Genomic DNA, 24,314 nt, shown 5'->3' with positions numbered 1-24,314 from the left:
CTCCCGCGCCGGAAGACTCGAACCCGCTTCACCGGGGAGCTGCTCATGGCAGACCTGACCATTGCAATCTGCAACTACAACCACGGCGCCTATCTGCGTGCCGCGATCGACTCCGCGCTCGCACAGACCGCGCACGGCATCCGCGTGCTGGTGATCGACGACGGATCGACCGACGATTCCCGCGACATCATCCGCTCGTACGGCGAGCGCATCGCGTCGGTCTTTCAGGAGAATCGCGGCCAGGTCGCCGCGTACAACCGCGCGCTCGAGCATGTCGCGACCCGATACGTCATCCTGCTCGACGCGGACGACCTGCTCTATCCCGACGCCGCCGCCCGCGTGCTGGCCGCGTTCGCGGCCGGCGACTTCGTGAAGGTACATTTCCGGCTCGACGTGATCACGCGCGGCGGCGCCGCAACCGGCGTCGCCGTCCCGCAGTCGGGCGTCGACGCGGATTGCGGGCGTCTGCTGCGCGCGGGCTGGCTGTATCCGTCGCCGCCCGCGTCGGGCAACGCGTATCTGAGCGACGCGCTCCGGCGCATCTTCCCGGTGCCCGTCACGGCCGACAACCTGCACGGCGCCGATTTTTATGCGATCTACGGAATCGCGCTGCTCGGCGCCGTCCACATGATCGACGCGTCGCTCGGCGGTTATCGCATTCACCAGGCGGCCGCACACGCCGCCGGCGACGCGAACCGCGATACCGCCGATCTCGCGTTCGCCAACGCGGAAGACGCAGCCACGGGGGCGTCGAAGGCTGAACGCCGATGGTCGACGCTGCGCACGATTGCCCGCTCGCGGCTTCACGAAGCGCTGCCGAGCGAACCGTTCGATTTCTCGATCGAAAAGGCCCGCTTCGCGAGCACGCTGTACCGTGCGCCGCTCGCGCGCCGCTGGCGCTGGTTCCTGTCCGATTCGGACCGTTACTGGCATACGGTGCTGCGCAATCCGTTCTGGCGTCCGTTCAAGAAACTGGCCGTCGCCGGGCTGTCGCTCGCGTGCCTGCTGCCATCGTCGACGCTCAGCGACCGCGCGATCCGCTACATCGCCAATCCACTCGCACGCGCCCGCAAACCGTCCGATCCACTCACCGCACGCGATCCGGGATCCCGCGCCGCCGGATAACGACGGGCCCGCCCGATTCGATGCGCACGCAACGAGACGAATCTCCTTCATCTCCATGTTCCCCAGCGCAAACGCCTGTACGCAGGTACTTCTTACCCCGCCGCACAGCCGCAATCGGGAACGATGACCGTCTTTTTGCCACGTCGCGCGACCGTGCCGAATAAAGATCGTACGTATCGGTAGAAACACCGATGCTGTAGTCGGACTACATTCATACCATTAGTCGCTGCTGAGAGTCGCTACATCCGATTCGACAGCGTCGAGCGGCCTGTGCGTCGCCGCCCGCGTTGACCGGTCGAGCCCAACCGGCCGTAACGATTCCCCGCCTGGCCTGGCATGCCGACGCACAACCACACTGCATCGCCAGCCGAATGCGTCCGGTGCGAATCCACCGGACGTGCGCAGCTCCAGACATCATCCGAACAACGAGCAATACGATCATGGAGAGCAACATGCGGGACAAACTCTGGCCGGCCGTCGTGCTGGCAGCGACCCTCTGCACCACCGCCTACGCGGGCAACGCCGATTTCAACTCGCAGGGCGACGCCACCGATGCGTTCGCGTCGTCCGCCGCGCAACGGCGCGCCGACCTGCTCGTGCGCAAGATGACGCTCGACGAAAAAATTCAGTTCATTCATTCGCAATACGAAATGTCCAAGGTGCCGGGCGGCGGCGCCGGCTACATCCAGGGCGTGCCGCGGCTCGGCATTCCCGATCTCAACATGGTCGACTCGGCGACCGGTTCCGGCAGCACGTCGCAGGCCAGCACGACGTTCCCCGCGACGATCGCCGTCGCCGCGAGCTGGGATCGCCGCCTGTCGTACGACTTCGGCAAGCAGGTCGCGATCCAGTTGCGCGCGCAAGGGTTCGGCATGGGCCTCGCCGGCGGCACCAATCTCGCGCGCGAACCGCGAGGCGGCCGCCTGTTCGAGTATCTCGGCGAGGATCCGCTGCTCGCCGGCGACCTGCTCGCCGAACGCACGCTCGCGACGCAGCGGCAGAAAGTCATCGCGACCATCAAGCACTACGCCGGCAACGAACAGGAGCACGGCCGGATGGGCGGCAACACGCAGATCGACGAACGCACGCTGCGCGAGCTGTACCTGCTGCCGTTCGAGATCGCCGCGAAGCGCGGGCGGCCAGGCAGCGTGATGTGCAGCTACAACCGCCTGAACGGCACGTATGCGTGCGAGAACAATCACCTGCTGAACGACGTGCTGAAGAACGAATGGGGCTTCCAGGGCCAGGTGCAGTCCGACTGGGGCGCGACGCACAGCACCGCCGCCGCGATCAACGCCGGGCTCGACGAGGAAGAAGACGTCGGGCCGAGCGTGTACCTGACGCCGGCGGCAGTCAAGCAGGCGATTGCGAACGGCTCGGTGTCGACCGCGCGCCTCGACGACATGGTGCGCCGCAAGCTCGCCGTGATGATCCGCGTCGGCGTGATGGACGATCCGGCCAAGGGCGGCGGCACGATCGATTTCGCGGCCGCGAACCGGTTCGCGCAAGCCGCCTCCGAGCAGTCGATCGTACTGCTGAAGAACGACGGCAACCAGTTGCCGCTTGCCGCGTCTGCGCTGTCGCATATCGCCGTGATCGGCGGCCATGCCGATGCGGCCGTGCTGTCGGGCGGCGGCTCGGGCAACACGCGCGACCCGGTGACGGGTTCGTTCGCGGGTTGCGGCGGCTTGACGTTCGGATCGTCGACGGGGTGCAGCTGGTGGCGCAATCCGTGGCTGAAGGTCGACGTACCGATCGTCGCGGCGATCCGCGCGCTCGCGCCGGCCGCGCAGGTCACGTATGCGGGCAACAGCGACCAGCAGTCGCCGTTCCGCGCGTACACGCAGCAGGAGGTCGACCAGGCCGCCGCGCTCGCGGGCCGCTCGGACGTCGCGATCGTCGTGGTCGCGCAGCCGGCCGGCGAGGATTTCGGCGAACTGCAAAGCCTTAGTCTCGCGAACCCGTCGAACCAGGATGCGCTCGTCGAAGCCGTCGCGCGCGCGAATCCGCATACGATCGTCGTCGTCCAGAGCGGCAACCCGGTGCTGATGCCGTGGAAGGACCGGGTGTCCGCGATCGTCGAGGCGTGGTATCCGGGCGAAGCCGGCGGCAAGGCGATCGCGAACGTGCTGTTCGGCGCCGTCAATCCGTCCGGCAAGCTGCCCGTCACGTTCCCGGCGCGCGACCAGGATTCGCCGACGTGGGGACAAAACGGCGCGTTCGACAACGATCCCGTCTACGCGGAGAAGCTGAACATGGGCTATCGCTGGTATGACGCGCGCAACATCAAGCCGATGTTCGAGTTCGGCTACGGGCTGTCGTATACGCACTTCGCGTATTCGGGGCTGTCGGTGTCGCGGCAATGGGACGGCTCGCTGAGCGTCGCGTTCACCGTGCGCAACGACGGGCGCGTCGCCGGTGCGGAAACGCCGCAGGTCTATCTCGGCGTGCCGTACAAGGACGAACCGCCGAAGCGGCTGGTCGGCTGGGAGAAGATCCGGCTGAATCCGGGCGAGGCGCGGCATGTTCGCGTCACCGTGTCGCCGCGGATGCAGAGCGTGTGGGATACGTCGCGCAACGGCTGGCGCGTCGTGCCGGGCGGGACGGTGTATGTCGGCGCGTCGTCGCGCGATATCCGGCTGCAGGGCAACTGAGCGGCGATGTGAAGCAGCCGGAAGCGCCGCGTGTATCGCGTGCGGCGCTTCCGGTCATGCGACGGCGCGAGGATTGCATCGCGTCTCGTCTTGTCTGCTTGTTCCGAGGCGTCCCCGGGCTTGCCCGCCAACCGACGATCTTTACCGGACCATCAGCGCCAGCAACGTCGTCAGCACGGCGATGACAGCTATCGCCGCCGCCACGCCCACCAGATGAGCCGCGACCGCGAGGCCCGCGGGCAGTCGCATCGATGGCGCATCGCCCGCCCTGCCGGGCGATCGGCCGCGGGCCGCCGGCCGGGCCGGGGATCGCGACACAACGCCGGCCATCACGCACCGCTCCCTTCCAGCGTGTCGAGCAACGGTTTGGCCAGATGCAAGACCTGGTACACCGTGCCAGCACCGCCGTCGTCCGGCTCGTGTTCCGATACGCGTACCCGAGTCAGTCGCCAGCGCAGCGGATCGACGCTGACGGCAGCAGCGACGACACCCGGCTGTGCCGCGACTTCGCGGTTGCGCGCGATCTCGTGCGCAAGCGTCGCATCGAGACCGGCATCCGCCGGAATGTCGATGTCCTCCACACGAGCGAAACGTGCCGTCGACGCGCGCCCGTTGCGCGCATCGAGCGCGACCCGGACGTCGATCGGCGCGCGCCCGAAGCTGTCCGTCACGACCCGATAACGGCCGTCCGTCACGAATTCAGCGAACGCCTGGTCGTTGCGCCACAGATAAAACGACGCATAACCGTTTTCCGTCGCGCCGTAGCGACCGGCCTCGCGCAACAGGAACCCCTTGAACACCAGTTCCGGTGTGTCGTCCCAGAGCCGGCCGCGTTCGCGGACGCGGTCGCGGATGATGTTGAGGTCGTAGTCCGCCGGCAGGCGGTGCACGTAGTACGCGGTCAGCATGATCGACTCCTGGCGAAAGTAACGCGGCAATTCCGGATGGCCTGGGAACAGCGTAGAAGACCTTGAATCATTTTGAAATACGATGGCAAAATATTTCAATGATTCGTTTTCTTAATGGATAGGCGGGCGATGAAAACACTCGACATCGAAGCCGTGCAGGCGTTCGTGCTGACCGCCGACCTCAAGAGCTTCACGCGGGCCGCCGAGGCGATGGACACGACGCAGTCCGCGGTGAGCCTGAAGATCAAGCGGCTCGAAGACGGGCTCGGGCGCCGCCTGCTGGAACGCACGCCGCGGCAGGTCCGCCTGTCGGCCGACGGCACCGCGTTCCTGGAGCCCGCGCGCGAACTGGTGGCAGCTCACCAGGGTGCGGTCGGCGCGTTCGGCAGCGGCCAGCGGCGGCTGGTGATCGGCGTCAGCCACCATGTCGTCGGCGCCGATCTCCCGATGCTGCTTCGGCGCATGGGCGAGGCCGAGCCGGGGCTCGTGCTGGAGATTCGCGTCGCCGCGTCGCGCGACGTGCTCGATGCGTTCGACCGCGGCCAGCTCGACGCGGCCGTCGCGCTGCAGCTCGACAGCCGGCGGCTGGACGGCGAAACCATCCTGTCGGAGTCGTTCGGCTGGATGGCCGCGGCCGATTTCGAGTACCATCCGCCGCAACCGCTGCGGCTCGCGACGCAGGCCGAGCCCTGCAGCGTGCGCCGCATGGCCGTCGGTGCGCTGGACGAAGCCGGTATCGCGTGGACGGAAGTCTTTGTCGGCGGCGGAGTCGCGACGATCGGCGCGGCGGTGTCCGCGGGGCTGGCCGTCGCGGCGCTCGGGCATCGCGTGGCGCTCGCCGGTACGGTCGATGTAGGCGTGCGATACGGGCTGCCGCCATTGCCGGCGCGCGATGTCGTGCTCTACTCGAACCTCACCGACGCGCGGGCCCGGCAGGCGCTTCGCACGCTGGGCGCGGCGCTGCGGTCGTCGGTCGGCGTACGGTGAGCGACGACCGCGGTATCGACGGATCGGCGTGAATGTCGGAGGCTGAACGGAAGCCCGTTCGCGAGACGTTTCGCCGCCCTCCTGCCTCGCACGCGGTATGCTTCGACACACGCCGCGCATCCGCCGCGGCCGATACAGACAACACCCGGAATACGGGCAAGCGATCACATCGATCGTGCTTGCCCATGACGATCAACGTGACTTACACCCTATCCGCTTCCCGCACGACCGAGCTCGAGATCCGCAAGAGCCGCTTCATCGCGCACGCGATTCCCGTCGACGACCGCGACGCCGCGATGCAGGTGCTGCAGCGCCTGCGCAACGAGCATCCGACCGCCACCCACGTTTGCTGGGCGTTGCTGGCGGGTGGCCAGTCGGGCATGTCGGATGACGGCGAGCCGTCGGGCACCGCGGGCCGGCCGATCCTCGAAGTGCTTCGCCATCACGATCTCGACGGCGTGCTCGGCGCGGTCGTGCGCTACTACGGCGGCGTGAAGCTCGGCGCGGGCGGTCTGGTGCGCGCGTACACGGATGCGATCGCATCGGCGCTGCTCGATGCCGAGCGCATCGAACGCATCCGCCAGACGCGACTCGCGATCGAGATCGGCTATCCCGAGGAAGCGCGTGTGCGCCGCTGGATCGAACAGGCCGGGTATGAACTGGTGGACAGCGCGTACGGGATGACGGTGAAGCTCGTGATCAAGCTGCCGGAGACCGCCGAGGCCGATGCGAGAACCGAGTTGTTCGACCTGACGCAGGGGCGGTCGGGGTTTCCGGAGCTATAACGAACTGACGCGCCTCCTCCCGCCTCGCCATCACGGCCTCATGCAAATTCAGCCGAAAATTCAGATACGTCCGATAGAAAAACGGCGCGCCGAGTCCTAATCTCACCGGGTTCCCGGCGACACGCTCCGCAAATGCGCTGCCGGCAGGCCGGAGCACGCTGCGTGAGATGCGCCTCCGGCCAAGGCAGCACGCCATGGCCGGGCGTGCTGCCATGCAGTTCATCACGCGTCGCCAATAATCAAATCAGCCACGGGATAACGGACGCATGCAGCAAATCCAAAAACTGCAAGCCCAGCTTGCGGAACTTGATCAGCGCATCAAGGCGGCACGGTGCCGCGAACGCAATGCGGTGCTGGAGCAGGTGCGCGAACTCGTCACGAGCTACGCGCTGACCGCACGTGAAATCTTCGGTCACGGTTACAGCGGCCGTGCGAAGCTGTTCACCGTCGGCATGAAGTATCGCGACCCGGTGACGGGCGCAACGTGGAGCGGGCGCGGCCGCGCACCCGCATGGATTGCCGGGCGCGACCGGGCCGCCTTCCTGATCCGGGAGTAACGCGCGCCGCCTTGCGCGGCTCGCCCCTCGCCGCCGCCCAAACCCGCCCAGCCGCTCAGTAAATATCCGGCACGATCATGTTGTCCGGCACCGGCCGGCGGATGTAATCCTCGTGATGCTCGCGCTGCGGCAGGTCGATCGTCGGGCGCGGCACGTCGTGATACGGCACCTGGCCCAGCAGGTGGTGGATGCAGTTCAGCCGCGCGCGCTTCTTGTCGACCGCCTGCACGACCCACCACGGCGCCTCGGGAATATGCGTGCGCTGCAGCATCTCTTCCTTCGCAGCCGTATAGGCCTCCCAGCGGCGGCGGCTTTCGAGGTCCATCGGGCTCAGCTTCCACTGCTTCAGCGGATCCTGGATCCGGGCCTGGAAGCGCACCTCCTGCTCGTGATCCGTGATCGAGAACCAGTACTTGACGATCTGGATCCCGCTGCGCACGAGCATCTTCTCGAACTCGGGCACCGACCGGAAAAACTCCTCGTACTCGTCGTCGGTACAGAAATTCATCACGCGCTCGACGCCCGCCCGGTTGTACCAGCTGCGGTCGAACAGCACGATCTCGCCGCCGGCCGGCAGATGCGCGACGTAGCGCTGGAAGTACCATTGCGTGCGCTCGCGGTTGTTCGGCGCGGGCAACGCGGCGACCCGGCAGACGCGCGGGTTCAGGCGCTGCGTGATGCGCTTGATCACGCCGCCCTTGCCCGCCGCGTCGCGCCCTTCGAAAATGACGATGAGCCGGTGCCCGGTGGTCATGACCCAGTCCTGCAGCTTCACGAGTTCGCCCTGCAGCCGGAACAGCTCGCGGAAATACTCCTTGCGCGCCTCGCGACGCTCCAGCGAGAACAGCAGGTCCTCGCCGTTGTCGAAGCGGCGGTCGTCGAGCTCCATCTCGAGCTCTTCGTCGTAAGCATCGACGAGGTCTTCCTCGAAGCGGCGCCGACGCGTCTCGATCGATTCCATATCGGTGAGGTTGTCGGTCTCGGTGCGGGTATCGTTATCGCCCATGGGGCCTCCTTCCATCATTGACGCAGCCTAACTCGGCCATTATCTCAGTGTCGCGCGTCAATTTGATGAAAAAACGCCGGCCGTGCCCGTCGGATCTGGCGCGATGCGGTAACGCAGGCGCGATCACCGCGCGTCAGCCGGGCGACGGCGGCACGACCGTATCCCCCGACCGGATCCTGTTTCGAGGATGCGCCCGCAGCCATCGCGGCGCAAATCTCCGGATTCATCCGGACCACCGGCTGAGTGCGTTGCGCGACCGGGCCCGACACCCGGCCGCGCAACGGCGTGCGCACCCGCTGTCGCGAACGCGCACGCATCGCATCACGTCAGTGAATCACCCGCGTCACCCCGCGCCCGCGCGGGTCGGCCATCGCCTCCGGCGTCTTGCCGTCGATCTTGATCACCTGGATGTCGCCGCTGAAGTCCTGCCCCTTCAACGTGTAGCCACGCGCCTCGATCTGCTTCGCGAGTTCGCCTTCGATCGGGTGGTACGGCTCCCAGAAGATCGTGTTCGGCGGCAGCAGCTGGTGATGGAAGCGCATCGCGCCGACGGCTTCCTTCAACGGCATCTTGAAGTCGTAGATGTTGTTGATCACCTGGAAGATCGACGTGAAGATACGCGAGCCACCCGGCGTGCCGATCACGAGCGACACCTTGCCGTTCCTGGTCATGATCGTCGGCGACATCGACGACAGCGGGCGCTTCTTCGGTTCGATCGCGTTCGCGTCGCTGCCGACCACGCCGAACATGTTCGCGACGCCCGGCTTCGCGGAGAAGTCGTCCATCTCGTCGTTCAGCACGATGCCCGTGCCGTCGGCGATCACGCCCGAGCCGAAATAGCCGTTGATCGTGTACGTGTTCGACACCGCGTTGCCCCACTTGTCGACGACCGAGAAGTGCGTCGTTTCGGCCTTCTCCGGCATCGTCGTGCCGAGGCCCGGCTGCACGCTCTTCGTGTCCGACGGCTCCTTCGGGTTGACCTCGCCCGCGCGCTTCGCGATGTACGCGTCGTCGGTCAGCTGCGCGATCGGTACCTTGTAGAAGTCGGGATCGCCGAGATACTGCGCGCGATCGGCGAACACGCGCTTCTCGATTTCCGCGACGAGGTGAATGTACTGCGGCGAGTTGAGCTTCACGCCCTCGAAATCCTGCTTGCGGTCGGCCTTCATCTTCAGCAGCTGCACGAGGCCGATGCCGCCCGAACTCGGGGGCGGCGCGGTGATCACGTCATAGCCGTTCCACTTCGCCTGCACCGGCTGGCGCCACACCGCGCGGTATTGCGCGAGATCCTCGGTGGTGATCAGCCCGTTGCCGTCGCCGGTCTTCATCGAAGCCGCGATCAGCTCGGCCGTCTTGCCCTTGTAGAAACCTTCCGCGCCGTCGTTCGAGATTCGCGTAAGCACGTCGGCGAGGTCGGGCTGCTTGAAGTTCACGCCGGCCTTCAACCCGGAGAAGTACTTGTCGAAGTTGGTCTTGCCGCCGAACTCCTTCGACGCGTCGACGCCGCGCTGCGCGAGCTGCTCGTCGACGACGAAGCCGTCGCGCGCATAGTGGATCGCCGGCGCGAGCACCTGCTTCCACTTCAGCTTGCCGAAGCGCTTCTGCGCTTCCCACATGCCCGCGACCGTGCCCGGCACGCCGACCGCGCGCGGGCCGTACAGGCTCATGCCCTTGACGACGTTGCCGTCCTTGTCGAGGTACATGTCCTTCGTCGCGGCGAGCGGCGCGCGCTCGCGGTAGTCGATGAAGTACGGCTTGCCGTCCTTGTAGATCGTCATGAAGCCGCCGCCGCCGATGTTGCCGGCCTCGGGGTACGTGACGGCGAGCGTGAATGCGATCGCGACGGCCGCGTCGATCGCGTTGCCGCCTTCCTTGAAGATCCGCTCCGCGGCATCCGCGCTGTACTTGTCGGCCACCGCGACCGCCGAGCTCGTCAGCACCGCCGGTTGCGGACCTTTCGCATAGACGGGCGCGTTCGGCAGGAAACCGATGCCGGCCACCGTCGCGAGCACGACCGCGGATGATTTGAAGCGATTCAGCGTAGTCATTGCATGTCCCCCATGTGGATCTCCTTCAGGCAGGAAAAGCACCTGTCCGTTTATAGCCGCTGGCGCGCCGACGGCCATATGCCGGTTTCGTAGTATAGGGGGACAAAAAGGGTCGAACGCGCGACGCGGCGCGAAAGCCCATCGATCGGGTGCGTCCTGTCACGCAGCAGAGCAGCAGCATGCATACGCACCGGTCGGAATTGCATGCGGCACGCGTCATCACGCAATGCACAAAACGGAAAGTTGCGAACTGCGCTGCATGCAACACATGCATACAAAAAAATCCGCGGACGAGCCGCCCGTTGCCCAGCCCGATTTGAGAAGATAGCGCCCCGCTTTCGTCGCATCATTTTCTTTCGTTCACGCGCCGCTTCACGTTTCTTCGTCTCATTCCCTATGGCATCACACAATGCGCATCATGCATCCGGCTTCGCGGCCGGCGTCGTCGCCGCCGTCCTCGTCGCGCAGACCGGCACAACGGGCCCGTGGCACGCGGGCATGCTCGCCGCGTTCGCCATGGGCGTCGCGGGCGGCACCGCGCCTGACTGGCTCGAAGTCGCATGGTGGACCCGCAGGCGGCGGCTGTGGATCACGCACCGCACCGTCACGCACTGGGGCATCGGCTGGATCGCGCTGCTCGCGCTCGGGTGGCACGGGCTCACCCATCATCCGCATCCGCTGTGGGCCGCGCCGCTGTTCGGCTTCGCGTGCGGCGGCGTGATGCACCTGCTCGCCGACTGGCCGAACCCGCTCGGCGTGCCGTGGATCTGGCGGCGCCATTCGCTCAACCTGTGGAACAGCGGACATTGCGACCTGATCGTGGTGGCCGCCGCATGGGGCGGCACGCTGTGGCTCGCGCAATCGCTGTGGACGCGCGCACCGCTGCTCGAACACTGGCTCGGCTGGCTGCATCGCGTGTAGTCGCTTGAAGTGTCGCTTCGGCGCGATATCGGCGTGCCGGCACACACGCAACTTTACGTCCATTGAAAGTGCGGCGCAGGCCCCCATCTCGATCTGAATCGTCGGCACGCTAGCCCGAGCGGCACGCGAGGCCCGGCACGCACGCGCGACGTCTGGCACACTGACGATTCGATGCGCGCACGATCCGTCCGCGCGCTCGCACCCCATTTCAACGCTCCGATGGACGTCACCGCTACCCGCCCTGCCGCCAGTGCGCTCGACGTGTTCCACCCGGCCGTCGCCGCGTGGTTCCGGCGCACGTTCGCCGCGCCGACCGGCGCGCAGGCGCTCGCATGGCCGCACATCAAGGCCGGCCGGTCGACGCTCGTCGCCGCGCCGACCGGCTCCGGCAAGACGCTCACCGCGTTCCTGTGCGCGCTCGACGATCTGGTGCGCGATGCGCTGTCGCACGACGGCACGCTTCCGGATGCGACACTCGTCGTCTACGTGTCGCCGCTGAAGGCGCTGTCGAACGACATCCACGTGAACCTCGACGCGCCGCTCGCCGGCATCGCGGAATCGCTCGCGCAACTCGGCCTGCCGGTGCCGGCGATCCGCACCGCCGTGCGCACCGGCGACACGACGCAGGCCGAACGCGCCGCGCTGCGCAAGCGCGCGCCGCACATCCTCGTCACGACGCCCGAGTCGCTGTACGTACTGCTGTCGTCCGCGTCGGGACGGCAGATGCTGTCGAACGTGCGCTCGGTCATCGTCGACGAAATCCACGCGCTCGCATCGTCCAAGCGCGGCAGCCATCTCGCGCTGTCGCTCGAACGTCTCGATGCGCTGGCCGGCCATGCGCTGCCGCGCATCGGGCTGTCGGCGACGCAAAAGCCGATCGACGCGGTCGCGCGCTTCCTGGTCGGCGGCCCGGCCGATGCGCCGCGCGACTGCACGATCGTCGACACGGGCCACACGCGCGAGCGCGACCTCGCGCTCGAACTGCCGAACGTGCCGCTCGAACCCGTGATGGCGACCGACGTGTGGGAACAGGTATACGACCGGATCGCGGGGCTCGCGGCCGCGCATCGCACGACGCTGGTGTTCGTCAACACGCGGCGCACCGCCGAGCGCATGGCGCGCCATCTCGCCGACCGGCTCGGCAAGGAAGCGATCGCCGCGCATCACGGCAGTCTCGCGAAGGAGCACCGCTTCGATGCCGAGCAGCGCCTGAAGCGCGGCGAACTGAAACTGCTCGTCGCCACCGCATCGCTCGAACTCGGCATCGACATCGGCGATGTCGATCTCGTCTGCCAGGTCGGCTCGCCGCGCGGCATCGCGCCGTTCCTGCAGCGCGTCGGCCGCTCGGGGCACCACGTCGGCGGCGTGCCGAAGGGCCGGCTGTTCCCGCTGTCGCGCGACGAACTCGTCGAATGCGCGGCGCTGCTCGATTGCGTGCAGCGCGGCGAACTCGACGCATTGCGAATTCCCGAAGCGCCGCTCGACGTGCTCGCGCAGCAGATCGTCGCCGAAGTCGCGTGCGCGGAATGGCAGGAGGACGCGCTATATGCGAGCTTCACGCGCGCGGCGCCGTATGCGCGGCTGACGCGCGAACCCTTCGACGAAGTGATGAAGATGCTCGCCGAAGGCTTCACGAGCCGCCGCGGCGTGCGCGGCGCATACCTGCATCGCGACGTGGTCGGCGGCACGGTGCGCGGGCGCCGCAACGCGATGATGACCGCGACCACGTCGGGCGGCACGATCCCCGACATGGCCGACTACGCGGTGCTGCTCGAACCGCAGGGCATCCAGGTCGGCACCGTCAACGAGGATTTCGCGATCGAGAGCCTGGCCGGCGACGTGTTCCAGCTGGGCAACCAGTCGTACCGGATCATTCGCGTGGAAACGGGCCGCGTGCGCGTCGAGGACGCGCAGGGCCAGTCGCCGAACATTCCGTTCTGGCTCGGCGAGGCGCCGGGGCGCAGCGACGAGCTGTCGGCGGCGGTCGGCCGGCTGCGTGCACGGCTCGACGGGCTGTTCGCCGACGGCGACCGGCAAGCGGACGCCGGCGAGCGCAAACGCGCGGGTGGTAAAGCCGCGAGCGACGCGAAAGCCAACTCGGAAACCGAAACAGGCACCGTGATCGCCCCCGCCGAAAGCCGCCTCGCGCCGGCGTTGCGCTGGCTCGTCGACGATCTCCACCTGTCGCCCGACGCCGCGCACCAGATCGCCGACTACCTCGCCCGCACGCGCGCCGCGCTCGGCGCGCTGCCGACGCAGGACACGCTCGTGATGGAGCGTTTCTTCGACGAATCGGGCGGCACGCAGCTCGTGATCCATTCGCCGTTCGGCAGCCGCATCAACCGCGCGTGGGGGCTCGCGCTGCGCAAGCGCTTCTGCCGCAGTTTCAACTTCGAGCTGCAGGCTGCCGCGACCGACGACGCGATCATCCTGTCGCTGTCGCTCGCGCACAGCTTCGCGCTCGACGAGGTGTGGCGCTACCTGCGTTCGGCCAGCGCCGAGCACGTGCTGGTCCAGGCGCTGCTCGACGCGCCGATGTTCGGCGTGCGCTGGCGCTGGAACGCGACGACCGCGCTCGCGCTGCCGCGCTTCACGGGCGGCCGGCGCACCGCTCCGCAATTGCAGCGGATGAAGAGCGAGGATCTGCTAGCGACCGTGTTCCCGGATCAGGTCGCGTGCCTCGAGAACATCGTCGGCGAACGCGAGATACCGCATCACCCGCTCGTCGACCAGACGCTCGACGATTGCCTGCACGACGCGATGGACACCGACGGCTGGCTCGCGCTGCTGCGCCGGATCGAAAGCGGCGCGATCGAGCTCGTCGCGCGCGACCTGCCCGCGCCGTCGCCGCTCGCGGCCGAGATCCTGAACGCGAAACCCTACGCATTCCTCGACGATGCGCCGCTCGAGGAGCGCCGCACGCAGGCCGTGCAGTCGCGCCGCTGGAGCGATCCCGAATCGGCCGACGATCTCGGCGCGCTCGACGCCGACGCGATCGATGCGGTACGCGACGAAGCATGGCCGCTCGTGCGCGACGCCGACGAAATGCACGATGCGCTGCTCACGCTCGCATGCGTCGCCGACAGCGAAGCACAGGCACACGAAGGCTGGGCCGACCGGCTCGCGGAACTCGCGGAACGCCGCCGCGCGACAAAACTCGTCGCGCCGGGCGGCGCCGCGCTGTGGGTGCCGGTCGAACGGCTCGTATGCCTGCGCGCACTGCATCCCGATGCACGCGTGACACCGGCGCTCAAGGTGCCGGCCGCCTGCGCGCAACCGTGGGAAGCCGATGCCGCACTCGTCGACGTGATCCGTGCACGGCTCACCGGCTTCGGGCCGCTTGCGCTCGACGCGATCGCGACACCGCTCGGCCTGCCGCCGGCGTCGATCGCGACGGCGCTCGCGGCGCTGGAGCGCGAAGGCTATGTGATGCGCGGCCGGTTCACGCCGGGCGCAACGACGGACGAATGGTGCGAACGCCACCTGCTCGCGCGCATTCATCGCTATACGGTGAAGCGGCTGCGCCACGAGATCGAACCGGTCGAGCGCGCAGACTTCATGCGCTTCCTGTTCCATTGGCAACACCTGACGCCGGACACGCGCGGCACTGGCCGCGACGCACTCGCGGCCGTGGTCGAACAACTCGAAGGCTACGAAGCCGCGGCAAGCGCGTGGGAAGACGCACTGCTGCCCGCGCGGCTCACCGACTACATGGCGGGCGGCCTCGACGAGCTGTGCCGCTCGGGCAAGCTCGTGTGGACCCGCATCAGCGCACCGGCGCGCACGGCCGGCACGCCCGTGAAGACGACGCCGATCGTGCTGCTGCCGCGCCGCCACCTCGCCGCATGGCAGGCACTGCGCGACCCCGACGCGCAACCGGCGCTGTCCGCGCGGGCCACGCACGTACGCGACGCGCTCGCCGCACACGGCGCGATGTTCTTCGACGCGCTGCTCGACGACCTGCACATGCTGCCCGTCGAACTCGAACAGGCACTCGGCGAGCTCGTGTCGGCCGGCCTCGTGAATGCGGACAGCTACGCGGGCCTGCGCGCGCTGCTGAAGCCGGCCGTCAAGCGCAGCGCGACCTATGCGCCGCGCACGCGGCGCGGCGGTGCGCTGATAGGCGGGATGGACGATGCGGGCCGCTGGGCGCTCGTGCAGCGTCACGCGCCGCCGGACGATACACCGGCGCCGAAACGCGGCCCGACCGCGACCGATCCCGACGCGCTCGAACACATCGCGTGGACGCTGCTGCGCCGCTACGGCGTCGTGTTCTGGCGGCTGCTCGAACGCGAGGCCGATTGGCTGCCGAGCTGGCGCGAACTCGTGCGCGTGCTGCAGCGCCTCGAAGCACGCGGCGAGGTTCGCGGCGGACGTTTCGTCGCCGGGCTCGCGGGCGAGCAGTTCGCGCTGCCCGAGGCGATTCCGATTCTGCGCGAACTGCGGCGGCAACCCGGTGACGGGCAGTACATATGCGTGACGGGCGCCGACCCGTTGAATCTCGCAGGCACGCTGCTGCCCGGCGACAAGGTGCCGGCGCTGGCCGGCAATCGCGTGCTGTTCCGCGACGGCGTGCCCGTCGCATCGCTCGTGTCGGGTTCATTCCACTACGCGCCCGAACTGTCGCCCGCTGCGCGCGAGGATGCGCGCCTGCGGCTCGCGCGCCACTGCTGACATCGGCTGACAGACGGCGCAGCACCGACTACTGATCGCCGGGCCGCGCTGCCGCCATCGTTCGGGTAGCATCGTGCGATTGACCGCGCGGGCTCCCGCGCCCACACACAACAAGACTTCCGGAGACTGCCGCTCATGCCTGCGCATGCCGACTCGCCCGCCGCTCATCACGCGGGCTCGCTGACCATTTTCCAGGGTGCCGCGCTGTATATCGGCGCGGTGCTCGGCACCGGCGTGATCGCGTTGCCTGCGCTGGCCGCCGAGGTCGCCGGCCCGGCGTCGCTGCTTGCGTGGGCTGCGCTCGTCGTGCTCTCCGGGCCGCTCGCGGCCACCTTCGCCGCACTCGGCGCACGCTATCCCGACGCAGGCGGCGTGTCGACCTACGCACGGCGCGCATTCGGGCCGAAGGCGGCGGCGATCGTCGGCTGGTGCTTCTATTTCGCGGTGCCGGCCGGCGCACCGGCCGCCGCGATGTTCGGCGGCGCGTACGTCGCGGCCGTCACGGGCGGCGGGCACACGACGGTCATCGTCACGGCTGCCGCGCTGATCGCGACCGTGTCGGCCGCGAATGCATTCGGCGTCACCGTATCGGGCCGCATGCAGCTCGTGTTGTCGGCACTGCTCGTCACGCTGCTGCTCGCCGCGGTGCTGGCGTCCGCGCCGCATGCGCGTACCGCGAACCTGCAGCCGTTCGCGCCGCACGGCTGGCTCGCGGTCGGCCAGGCTGCCGCGCTGCTCGTGTGGAGCTTCGCCGGCTGGGAAGCGATCACGCATCTCGCGGCCGAATTCCGCCGGCCCGCACACGACATGCCGCGCTCGGCCGGCATCGCGGTCGTGGTCGTCGGGTTCCTGTATCTGTCGGTCGCCGCCGCGAGCGTGACGGTGCTCGGGCCGTCTGCAGGCGCATCGGGTGCTCCGCTCGCCGAACTGATCGCGGGCGGCATCGGCGGTCACGCACAGGTGCTCGCGGCCGCGGCCGCGCTGCTGCTCACGCTCGGCACGATGAACGCGTATTTCGCGGGCGCGGCCAAGCTCGGCGCGGCGCTCGGGCGCGACGGCGCATTGCCCGCGTGGCTCGCGCAAGGCAGCCAGGTCGGCGGCGTGCCGCGCCGCAGCCTCGGCGTGATCGCCGTGCTCGCGGCCGTCGCGCTGGCCGCGACGACGATCTCGGACGTCGGGCCGAAACCGCTCGTGCTCGTGACGTCCGGGTGTTTCGTGATGGTGTATGGGCTCGGTGCGGCCGCCGCGCTGAAGTTGCTGCCGCGCGGCGGCATCGCTTACCGCTGCGCGTGGATTTCGCTGGTCGCGGTTGCCGGGCTGTTCCTGACGACGGGCTGGTATTTGCTGTGCCCGCTGCTGCTCGCGGGCGGCGCGCTGCTTTATCTGCAGGTGACCGGGCCGCGCAAATGACCCGCCGTATGCGCCTGCCAGCTCACGGCGACGCGCCGGTGAATCGCAGGCCGGATCACCGGCCAATTCGCTGCGCACATCACGCGAACAGCCGCCGCAAACCGACCGCGCGCCGTTTCGTCACGCCGGTCAGGCCGGCACCAGCTCGAAACTGAGCCGTTTGCCGAGTGCGGCGGCCGCGCTCGCGAGCGTCGCCAGCGTGAGGCTGGTGTCGGTTTCGTCGAGCAGCCGGTTGAGCGCGGCACGGCTGGTTTTCATCCGCGCGGCCATCGCGGTTTTCGTGATGTGCTGCGCCTTCATTTCCTGCCCGATCTGCCACGCGATCACGCGCTTGATCGCGGTGGCGGTGGCCGCTTCGAGATGGCCGTCCTCTTCGAGGAAGGTATCGAAGTCGCTGCCGATATGCGGGTTGTTCGTGGTCGTCATGTCGTACTCCAGTGCATGGCGTTGCCGGCTGCCCGACCGTCGACGACGGTGCATTCCGGCGCAACCGGGAAATTCAGATGGCGTGCGTCAGCGCTTTCAGGCGCGCGACGGTAACGTCGAGATCGTCGGGCGGCGTAGCCGGCGACTTCTTGATGAACCCGTGCAGCAGGACCATCGTGTCGCCGACGACCGTGAACAGGATGCGAGCGCTGCGCGTGGGCAGCACGATCCTGATCTCCCAGAGATCCTTTGCCATCTTCCGAACCAGCGGCATGCCGAGCGGCCAGCCGAATTGAACGGTTTTGATCTCTTCGCCGATCACCCTTCGCTCCACTTGCCCGAGCGCCTTGAGCCATTCGCGCACCGGCTCGTTGCCCCGGGCCGCGCGAAAGAACCGCACGCCGAGCGTGACCTGGATTTGCTGTCTCGCCATCGTCTTGTCACCGATCGTACCAAAAACGATACGATATGCCAAGCACCACGAGGGCGGCTACTGGCCGGATGGCCGATCCGGAAGCGGGGAAAGGGATTGAGCCGGGCTTGTCGCGCGGCCCGAAGGATCAGCGATCGCCGCGAACCGGCTTGCGTGCGGCACGCGGCGTCCGGTGCGGGCGCTTGTCGCCGAACCGCGACCGCGCGATGTCGCGCACGGCATCGATCAGCGTCCGTGCGACCGGCGACGGCTGCGCATCGGTGCGCAGAATGAGCCCGACCGGCTCGTCGGTACCCGCGGACGGCAGCGGCAGGCGCGCGAGCGCACCGGCCGACAGATCGTATTCGGCCGCATAGAGCGGCACGAACCACACCGCGTCGTTCTCGAGCGCCAGCGCGCGCGCGACCGATACCGACAGCACCTCGATGAACGAATCCAGCGGCGGCGCGCCGCATGCGCCGAGCAGTTGCTCGGCAGACTGCCGGATCAGCGTGCCGTACAGCGGCAGCACGACCGGATAGCGCGCGAGCTCGGTGGCCGGCGCCGTGCTCGACAGCAGCGGGTGCCCTGCGCGCACGACCGCGACGAGCGGCTCGTTGTACAACTGCTCGAACGCAAGCCCGATCATCCGCTCCGGCTCCGACAGTCGCCCGATCGCGCATTCGATCGCACCGGACTTCAGGCGCTCGAGCAGATCGGCGTTCGCGGCCGTCGCGATCCGCACGACGACGCGCGGCCAGCGCTCGGCCAGCGCCTTCATCAACGCGGGCGCGAGCGATGCCGCGACAGTCGGCAGCATGCCGATTTCCAGCGTCGCGGCGGCGGCCCCGCCCTCGCGCGCGAGCAGCCCGACGCCCTGCCGCAGCGCCAGCATGCACGCGTTCGCGTGCGGCATGAACAACTGCGCTTCGCGGGTCGGCTGCGCGCCCTGCCGGCCGCGCTCGAACAGCTTCACGCCGAGGATCGCCTCCAGTTCGGCGATCGTCTTCGACACTGCCGGCTGCGTGATCGACAGGCTTTCGGCCGCCTTCTGCACGCCGCCCAGCTGCGCGACCGCGAGAAAGCACTGCAGGTGCCGAAACTTGACGCGGCCGTCGGCGATACGGTTATTCATAACGAGTGGTTATGCGAATGACGATGAAATGCCATTTTGCATAACTTTCCGGATAAGCCCAAGCATTCGGTGAAACGTCACGCGCTACGCCGCAGCGCGTGGAAACCGGTCGGCTCCCAGACCCGCTTCGCGATCAGCAAGCCCGTCCCGTGCTTCTGCCCGAGCGGTGCGGACGACGATTCCGCATGCAGCGCGGCCGCCTTGCTGCGCAGCCGGCGCAACTCCAGTTCGAGTTCCGCGGCGGCCGCTTCCGTCAGCATCCCTTGCGAGAACGTCATCGTCTCGCCCGCGCCGTCGAAGCGGCTGTCGAGGAAATCCCCGAGCGCGTGCGCATGGAAATACCGGCGGATCGGCCCGCCCGGCAGCCAGTCGAAATCGCGCGCGACGCGCACGCGAATCCGGTCGCCCGGCAGCAGCGCGACGACGTTCATCCGGTCGAGCATCAACAGGTATTTCACGCACTCGGCCTTCGTCACGCGATAGGCCGTCACGATGTCCTGCACGGTCCAGTAGTTGATCGCGCAGACGGCGACGAGCAGCAGCTTCTCGTCCGACACGAGCAGCGCCTCCTGCTGCTCGGTCAGCACGTGCAGCCTCGGCGCCGACGCCGATGCCTCCTGCACGAGCTCGGCCAGCGTATAGCCGAGCAACTGCGCGATCTCCGCGACGCGCTCCAGCGTGAAGCGGCCGCTCGCGAACAGCCGCTTCACGCTCGTCTCGGAAACGTCGAGCGCACGCGCGACGTCGCGATAGGTCATTCCCTGCGCCTTCAACTGGCGCTTCAGCGTTTCGATAAGTTGGGTGGTTTCGGTCATTTTGGTATCGAAAAACGATGCTCAAGGTCGGATATTAGGCTACCTGCGCATGCAGACGAACACTTTTGGATACTTGTCTGCATAATCCGCTCCGTCCTGTCACTCAACGACGGAGCCGAAATGGCCACCCGAACCGAAACCGCCGCTTACGAACCGCAGCACACCGCACCGCGCGATGCACGCGACACGGATCGCACGATGCCGCTCGCTACCGTCCGCACGCTGGCCGCCGGCGCGCATGTCGGCGATCTCGTGTTCATCCGTGTGCCGGCCGGCTCGCCGCGCAACGCGGCAGGCACGACGGGCGCATGGGCCAATCGTTTCGGCATCGTCGTCGATACGTCGGGCGACGAACCCGTGATCGCCGAGCCCGCGTTTGCGTGGACGAAGCTCACACCGCTGTCGCGCTTCGTCGCCCATGCCGACGGCGGACGCATCGCGCTGGCGCGCCGCGTCGCGGCATCGACCGCCGACGAGCAGCGCCGGTTGCACGCGACGGCCGAACAGCGGATCGACGCATTGCTCGGCAACCGCTTCAACCTGCGGGTGCGGCGCGGGTTCTGCGCGCAGTACGTGAGCGATGTGCTCGGCGCCGACCGGACCGCGACGCCGGCCGCACTGCTGCGCAGCGGCACGCTGTCGCTCGAATTCGACGGGATCGTGTTCGATCCCGGTCGCCAATAACGACGGGCAGGCTCGGGGAGGCCGGATAACAACAAGAACAAAAGACAAAAAATAGCGACGGGCTGGCTGGAGGGCCGTGCACGGGGTCGTCACCGACGACGCGAAGCCCGATCGCTTTCATCCGCCGGACAGGCGTCCTGTCCGGCGGATTTTTCATTGGCGCATCGAACATAACGAACGGTTATGCTTCTCGCGAAAAAAGGTCATTTTGCATAACTTCCCGGATTGGCTAAAGTCCTGCCATCCACTTCGCGAAATACCTATCAGGAGACGCCCGATGGATTCCCCCACGATCCTCACGCCGCGCGACTGGCCGTCGCATCCGGCCTATGTCCACCCCGAATACCGCTCGTCGGTGAAGCGCGGCCCGACCCGCCCGCTGATCCCGCTGAAGGACAAGCTGCGCGACCAGTACGCGCCCGTCTACGGCGCCGAAGATCTCGGCGCACTCGACCACGACCTGACGAAGAACGCCGTGAAGAACGGCGAGCCGCTCGGCGAGCGCATGGTCGTCACGGGCCGCGTGCTCGACGAAGGCGGCAAGCCCGTGCGCAACACGCTCGTCGAGGTGTGGCAGGCAAACGCGGCCGGCCGCTACGTGCACAAGGTCGACCAGCACGATGCGCCGCTCGACCCGAACTTTCTCGGCGCGGGCCGCTGCCTGACCGACAACGAAGGCCGCTACCGCTTCCTGACGATCAAGCCCGGCGCGTATCCGTGGGGCAACCATCCGAACGCATGGCGTCCGAATCACATCCACTTCTCGCTGTTCGGCGATTACTTCGGCTCGCGTCTCGTCACGCAGATGTACTTCCCCGGCGACCCGCTGCTCGCGTACGACCCGATCTTCCAGGGCACGCCCGAGGCCGCGCGCGATCGCCTGATCTCGCGCTTCTCGATGGACATCACCGAAGAAGGCTACGCGCTCGGCTACGAATTCGACATCGTGCTGCGCGGCCGCGACGCTACCCCGATGGAGCGCTGAACCATGACGACGCTGAAGCAAACCCCTTCACAGACGGTCGGCCCGTACTTCGCGTACGGCCTGTGCCCGCAGCAATACGACTACGACCTGAAGAGCCTGTTCACGCCGACGATCGCCGCGACGCACGCCGACGGCGAGCACGTGCTGCTGGTCGGCCAGGTGTTCGACGGCGACGGCAACGTCGTCAGCGACGCGGTGCTCGAATTCACGCAAGTGGACAGCGCGGGCCGCTACCCCGCATCGCGCGACGACATCGCGAAATCCGGCTTCACCGGTTTCGCGCGAGTCGGCACGGGCACCGATGCGCAGCACCGCTTCGTCGTCGAGACGGTGAAGCCGGGCCGCACCGCCGCCGATGACGCGCCGCACATCAACGTGACCGTGATGATGCGCGGGATCCTCAGCCATGCGTTCACGCGCGTGTACTTCGACGACGAAGCCGCGGCGAACGCGGCCGACCCCGTGCTGAACGCGGTGCCGGCCGAACGCCGCGCAACGCTCGTCGCGAAACGCGACGCGCAGCCGGGCCGCCCGATCATCTACCGCTTCGATATCCGCATGCAGGGGCCGGACGAGACGGTGTTTTTCGACGTTTGACGCACGCGCCGGCGCCGGCCGGTTTTCGGATGCAGACGCACCGCCGCGTGGCACGATACCGACAGGGATCGCGCCACGCGGCGCTTTTTCGTGTTTCGTCGCAATCTTTCGATGCTGCGCCGCAACGCGCCGGGCCGCGGTTCCCGATGTCCATTGGTCGGGGCTTCTGCCCCCACATCAAACGCGCGATTGAAACGCATGCTGCGACAGCACATGAATCGTCGGGCCAACAGGATATCGTTTGCGCGTTATGCGGCGTATTCTTTGGTATCCACAACGAGCCAGCAGGATTAAATCCAAAATGGAAATAATCCCGCAAGCAATGCGCGACACCGCCCTGCTGGCCGTGCGCGTTTTTTTCTGACCGAGTGCCTTTAAACGCGTCTGACCGAATCGGGCAGGCGCGTATTTTTTGCGGCTGCGACCTGCGTAGGGGCGTGGCGCGCGTCGGTCGCCGCTTCCTTTCCCCTAGCGCCGAATCTCCAGATACCGGCTCGGCGTGTCGCCCAGAATGCGGCGAAACGCCGACGTGAACGCGCTCGCGCTCGCATACCCGAGATCGAGCGCGACGCGCGTCACCGGCTGCCCATCGCTCAGGCGGGAAATCGCCGCGAGCATGCACACCTGCTGACGCCATGCCGCAAAACTCACGCCCGTCTGCGCGCGGAACTGCCGCGTGAACGTGCGCCGGCTCACGCCCGCGTCGGCGGCCACCCGGTCGAGATCGGCCGCGATCGACGGCGACGCGAACAGGTGCCGGCACACCTTCGCGAGCCGTGCGTCGGCCGGCAGCGGCGCATGCAGCGACAGGCGCGGCATCGTCGCGATTTCCGCGATCAGCAGCGCCATCAGCTTGCCCGCACGGCCGTCTACGTCGTACATGGCCGGCAGGTCGATCGCATCGTCGATCAGCTGCCGCAGCAGCGCGGACACGCCATACACGCCGCACTGCCCGGGCAGGCCCGCCTCCTGCGCGGCGTCGCCGGACACGAACGCGTTGAGCATCGTGACCGGCCCGGTCATCGTCATTTCGTGCCGCACGCCGGCCGGCACCCAGCACGCGCGCTGCAGCGGCACCAGCCAGCGGCCGTGCGGCGTCGACACGCTGATCGTGCCGCGCGACGCGAACGCGAATTGCCCGCGCCCGTGCGCGTGTTCCGGAAACGTCGTGCCCGCCGCATAGTCGTTGGCGGTCACGACCACGCTCCGGGGAATGTGTTCGTAGGGATCTAGCAGCGTATTTCTCACGGCCCGAATTCCATCATCAATGACCCGATATCGAAGGCGGGTCTCCTTCGATCCATCTACGATCCGCTCCACGCTTGCGCGACCTGACGGCCGCAAGACCCGTCGGCCTGATCGGCCGGATTGCAACCTCATCGGAGCGGACATGCCGAATACGTTTCATCGCGTGGGGGACGGCCCCCACCCTGTTCTCGTGCTGCACGGCTGGTTCGGCGACGCCCGCGCGTTCGAACCCGTCGAAGCGTGGCTGTCGCGCGAGCACTTCAGCTATGTGTTCATGGACTACCGCGGCTACGGCCGCATGCGCGCCGCACGCGGCGACTACACGATCGACGAGATTGCCGCCGATGCCCTCGCGCTCGCCGACGCGCTCGGCTTCCCGACCTTCAGCCTCGTCGGCCATTCGATGGGCGGCATGGCGATCGAGAAGGTCGCCGCCGTCGCGCCCGACCGCGTGCGCGCGCTGGTGCCGATCGCGCCCGTGCCGATCGCGCCCGTGCCGTGCGGCGGCCTGCCGTTCGACGCCGAGCGGCGCGCGCTATTCGAGCGCGCCGCCGACAATCTTGCCGATCGCAGGACCATCATCGATCGCAGCACGGGCGGCCGGCTGCCCGCCGCCTGGGTCGAGTGGAAAGCCGCGTATTCGGCAGCCTGTTCGTCGCCGCATGCATTCGGCGCGTACTTCCGCGCGTGGGCCGATACGGATTTCAGCGACGGGATCGCGGGCGTGCATCCGGTGAAAGTGCGGATCGGCGAGCACGACCCGGCGTTCGACGCGACGCTGATGGCGCGCACCTACCTGCGGCGCTATCCGCGCGCCACCGTCGACGTGCTGCGCAACGCGGGCCACTATCCGATGAACGAGACGCCGCTCGCGCTGGTCGCGGCGATGGAAGCGTTCCTGCTGGCCGCGACGGCACGCCCCGCCGCCATCGACTGA

At 67.8% G+C, this 24,314-nt stretch carries 20 protein-coding genes; 12 read left to right on the top strand and 8 right to left on the bottom strand.

The window, feature by feature from the left end; translation table 11 throughout:
* The first annotated feature begins 45 nt into the window (after nucleotides 1–45).
* Together ACNQQL_RS01840 and ACNQQL_RS01835 are read left to right on the top strand one after the other, a co-directional pair.
* A complete protein-coding gene (locus tag ACNQQL_RS01840; RefSeq protein ID WP_347062995.1) occupies nucleotides 46–1,125 on the top strand; it encodes a glycosyltransferase family A protein in 1,080 nt (359 codons plus the stop codon).
* Nucleotides 1,126–1,577: 452 nt separating this feature from the next.
* A complete protein-coding gene (locus ACNQQL_RS01835; protein WP_347062994.1) occupies nucleotides 1,578–3,779 on the top strand; it encodes a glycoside hydrolase family 3 C-terminal domain-containing protein in 2,202 nt (733 codons plus the stop codon).
* Nucleotides 3,780–4,108: 329 nt separating this feature from the next.
* Here ACNQQL_RS01835 and ACNQQL_RS01830 read toward each other — a convergent pair whose 3' ends face one another.
* Nucleotides 4,109–4,687: a DUF4865 family protein gene (locus ACNQQL_RS01830; protein ID WP_347062993.1), complete on the bottom strand. Its 579-nt coding sequence runs from the start codon at nucleotides 4,685–4,687 to the stop codon at nucleotides 4,109–4,111.
* A 129-nt stretch (nucleotides 4,688–4,816) separates the two neighbouring features.
* Here ACNQQL_RS01830 and ACNQQL_RS01825 point away from each other — a divergent pair, with 129 nt between their 5' ends.
* The 3 genes from ACNQQL_RS01825 to ACNQQL_RS01815 all read left to right on the top strand — a co-directional run bounded on the left by ACNQQL_RS01825 (nucleotide 4,817) and on the right by ACNQQL_RS01815 (nucleotide 7,016).
* On the top strand, nucleotides 4,817–5,674 hold the full coding sequence (locus ACNQQL_RS01825) for a LysR family transcriptional regulator (RefSeq protein ID WP_347062992.1): 858 nt from the start codon (nucleotides 4,817–4,819) through the stop codon (nucleotides 5,672–5,674).
* Between the two features lie 185 nt (nucleotides 5,675–5,859).
* A complete protein-coding gene (locus ACNQQL_RS01820; RefSeq protein ID WP_416392493.1) occupies nucleotides 5,860–6,459 on the top strand; it encodes an IMPACT family protein in 600 nt (199 codons plus the stop codon).
* A 266-nt stretch (nucleotides 6,460–6,725) separates the two neighbouring features.
* The gene (locus ACNQQL_RS01815) at nucleotides 6,726–7,016 is read left to right on the top strand and encodes an H-NS histone family protein (RefSeq protein WP_204422767.1); all 291 of its coding nucleotides are present in this window, start codon (nucleotides 6,726–6,728) and stop codon (nucleotides 7,014–7,016) included.
* Between the two features lie 55 nt (nucleotides 7,017–7,071).
* On the opposite strand, the gene ppk2 is transcribed toward ACNQQL_RS01815, so the two are convergent.
* Both ppk2 and ggt read right to left on the bottom strand, forming a co-directional pair.
* Entirely contained in the window at nucleotides 7,072–8,022 is a 951-nt protein-coding gene (ppk2, locus tag ACNQQL_RS01810; RefSeq protein WP_072436611.1) for a polyphosphate kinase 2, read from the bottom strand.
* A gap of 326 nt (nucleotides 8,023–8,348) precedes the next feature.
* Nucleotides 8,349–10,070 carry a gamma-glutamyltransferase gene (ggt, locus tag ACNQQL_RS01805; protein ID WP_204422766.1) on the bottom strand — a complete coding sequence of 574 codons (1,722 nt, stop codon included), beginning with the start codon at nucleotides 10,068–10,070 and terminating at the stop codon, nucleotides 8,349–8,351.
* 396 nt (nucleotides 10,071–10,466) lie between these two features.
* Here ggt and ACNQQL_RS01800 point away from each other — a divergent pair, with 396 nt between their 5' ends.
* From ACNQQL_RS01800 to ACNQQL_RS01790, 3 genes are all read left to right on the top strand, one after another.
* Complete coding sequence (locus ACNQQL_RS01800) at nucleotides 10,467–10,991, top strand: metal-dependent hydrolase (RefSeq protein ID WP_347062991.1); 525 nt, start codon at nucleotides 10,467–10,469, stop codon at nucleotides 10,989–10,991.
* 219 nt (nucleotides 10,992–11,210) lie between these two features.
* Nucleotides 11,211–15,665 carry a DEAD/DEAH box helicase gene (locus ACNQQL_RS01795; protein ID WP_347063152.1) on the top strand — a complete coding sequence of 1,485 codons (4,455 nt, stop codon included), beginning with the start codon at nucleotides 11,211–11,213 and terminating at the stop codon, nucleotides 15,663–15,665.
* Between the two features lie 135 nt (nucleotides 15,666–15,800).
* Entirely contained in the window at nucleotides 15,801–17,075 is a 1,275-nt protein-coding gene (locus tag ACNQQL_RS01790) for an APC family permease (RefSeq protein WP_347062990.1), read from the top strand.
* Between the two features lie 129 nt (nucleotides 17,076–17,204).
* Here ACNQQL_RS01790 and ACNQQL_RS01785 read toward each other — a convergent pair whose 3' ends face one another.
* The 4 genes from ACNQQL_RS01785 to ACNQQL_RS01770 all read right to left on the bottom strand — a co-directional run bounded on the left by ACNQQL_RS01785 (nucleotide 17,205) and on the right by ACNQQL_RS01770 (nucleotide 19,863).
* A complete protein-coding gene (locus ACNQQL_RS01785; RefSeq protein WP_072436606.1) occupies nucleotides 17,205–17,501 on the bottom strand; it encodes an XRE family transcriptional regulator in 297 nt (98 codons plus the stop codon).
* Between the two features lie 73 nt (nucleotides 17,502–17,574).
* Nucleotides 17,575–17,934, bottom strand: a complete 360-nt coding sequence (locus ACNQQL_RS01780; protein WP_347063151.1) for a type II toxin-antitoxin system RelE/ParE family toxin — start codon at nucleotides 17,932–17,934, stop codon at nucleotides 17,575–17,577.
* A gap of 127 nt (nucleotides 17,935–18,061) precedes the next feature.
* Nucleotides 18,062–19,048 carry a pca operon transcription factor PcaQ gene (pcaQ, locus tag ACNQQL_RS01775; protein WP_347062989.1) on the bottom strand — a complete coding sequence of 329 codons (987 nt, stop codon included), beginning with the start codon at nucleotides 19,046–19,048 and terminating at the stop codon, nucleotides 18,062–18,064.
* 77 nt (nucleotides 19,049–19,125) lie between these two features.
* Nucleotides 19,126–19,863 (bottom strand): helix-turn-helix transcriptional regulator, encoded by a 738-nt coding sequence (locus tag ACNQQL_RS01770; protein WP_347062988.1) that lies wholly within the window; start codon nucleotides 19,861–19,863, stop codon nucleotides 19,126–19,128.
* 120 nt (nucleotides 19,864–19,983) lie between these two features.
* Here ACNQQL_RS01770 and ACNQQL_RS01765 point away from each other — a divergent pair, with 120 nt between their 5' ends.
* The 3 genes from ACNQQL_RS01765 (at nucleotide 19,984) to pcaG (ending at nucleotide 22,129) form a co-directional block, all read left to right on the top strand.
* A complete protein-coding gene (locus ACNQQL_RS01765; RefSeq protein WP_204422763.1) occupies nucleotides 19,984–20,547 on the top strand; it encodes a YiiX/YebB-like N1pC/P60 family cysteine hydrolase in 564 nt (187 codons plus the stop codon).
* 277 nt (nucleotides 20,548–20,824) lie between these two features.
* A complete protein-coding gene (pcaH, locus tag ACNQQL_RS01760; protein ID WP_072436602.1) occupies nucleotides 20,825–21,532 on the top strand; it encodes a protocatechuate 3,4-dioxygenase subunit beta in 708 nt (235 codons plus the stop codon).
* Between the two features lie 3 nt (nucleotides 21,533–21,535).
* The gene (gene pcaG, locus ACNQQL_RS01755) at nucleotides 21,536–22,129 is read left to right on the top strand and encodes a protocatechuate 3,4-dioxygenase subunit alpha (RefSeq protein ID WP_072436601.1); all 594 of its coding nucleotides are present in this window, start codon (nucleotides 21,536–21,538) and stop codon (nucleotides 22,127–22,129) included.
* Nucleotides 22,130–22,597: 468 nt separating this feature from the next.
* Here pcaG and ACNQQL_RS01750 read toward each other — a convergent pair whose 3' ends face one another.
* A complete protein-coding gene (locus ACNQQL_RS01750) occupies nucleotides 22,598–23,377 on the bottom strand; it encodes a helix-turn-helix transcriptional regulator (RefSeq protein WP_347062987.1) in 780 nt (259 codons plus the stop codon).
* Nucleotides 23,378–23,519: 142 nt separating this feature from the next.
* On the opposite strand from ACNQQL_RS01750, the gene ACNQQL_RS01745 reads away from it, so the two are divergent.
* The gene (locus ACNQQL_RS01745; protein WP_347062986.1) at nucleotides 23,520–24,314 is read left to right on the top strand and encodes an alpha/beta hydrolase; all 795 of its coding nucleotides are present in this window, start codon (nucleotides 23,520–23,522) and stop codon (nucleotides 24,312–24,314) included.

This window comes from Burkholderia sp. LFS061, from assembly GCF_047978125.1.
Taxonomy (GTDB): domain Bacteria; phylum Pseudomonadota; class Gammaproteobacteria; order Burkholderiales; family Burkholderiaceae; genus Burkholderia; species Burkholderia pyrrocinia_C.
Note: the sequence above shows the minus strand (reverse complement) of the source record. Positions and strands in the feature narration are given on the sequence as shown.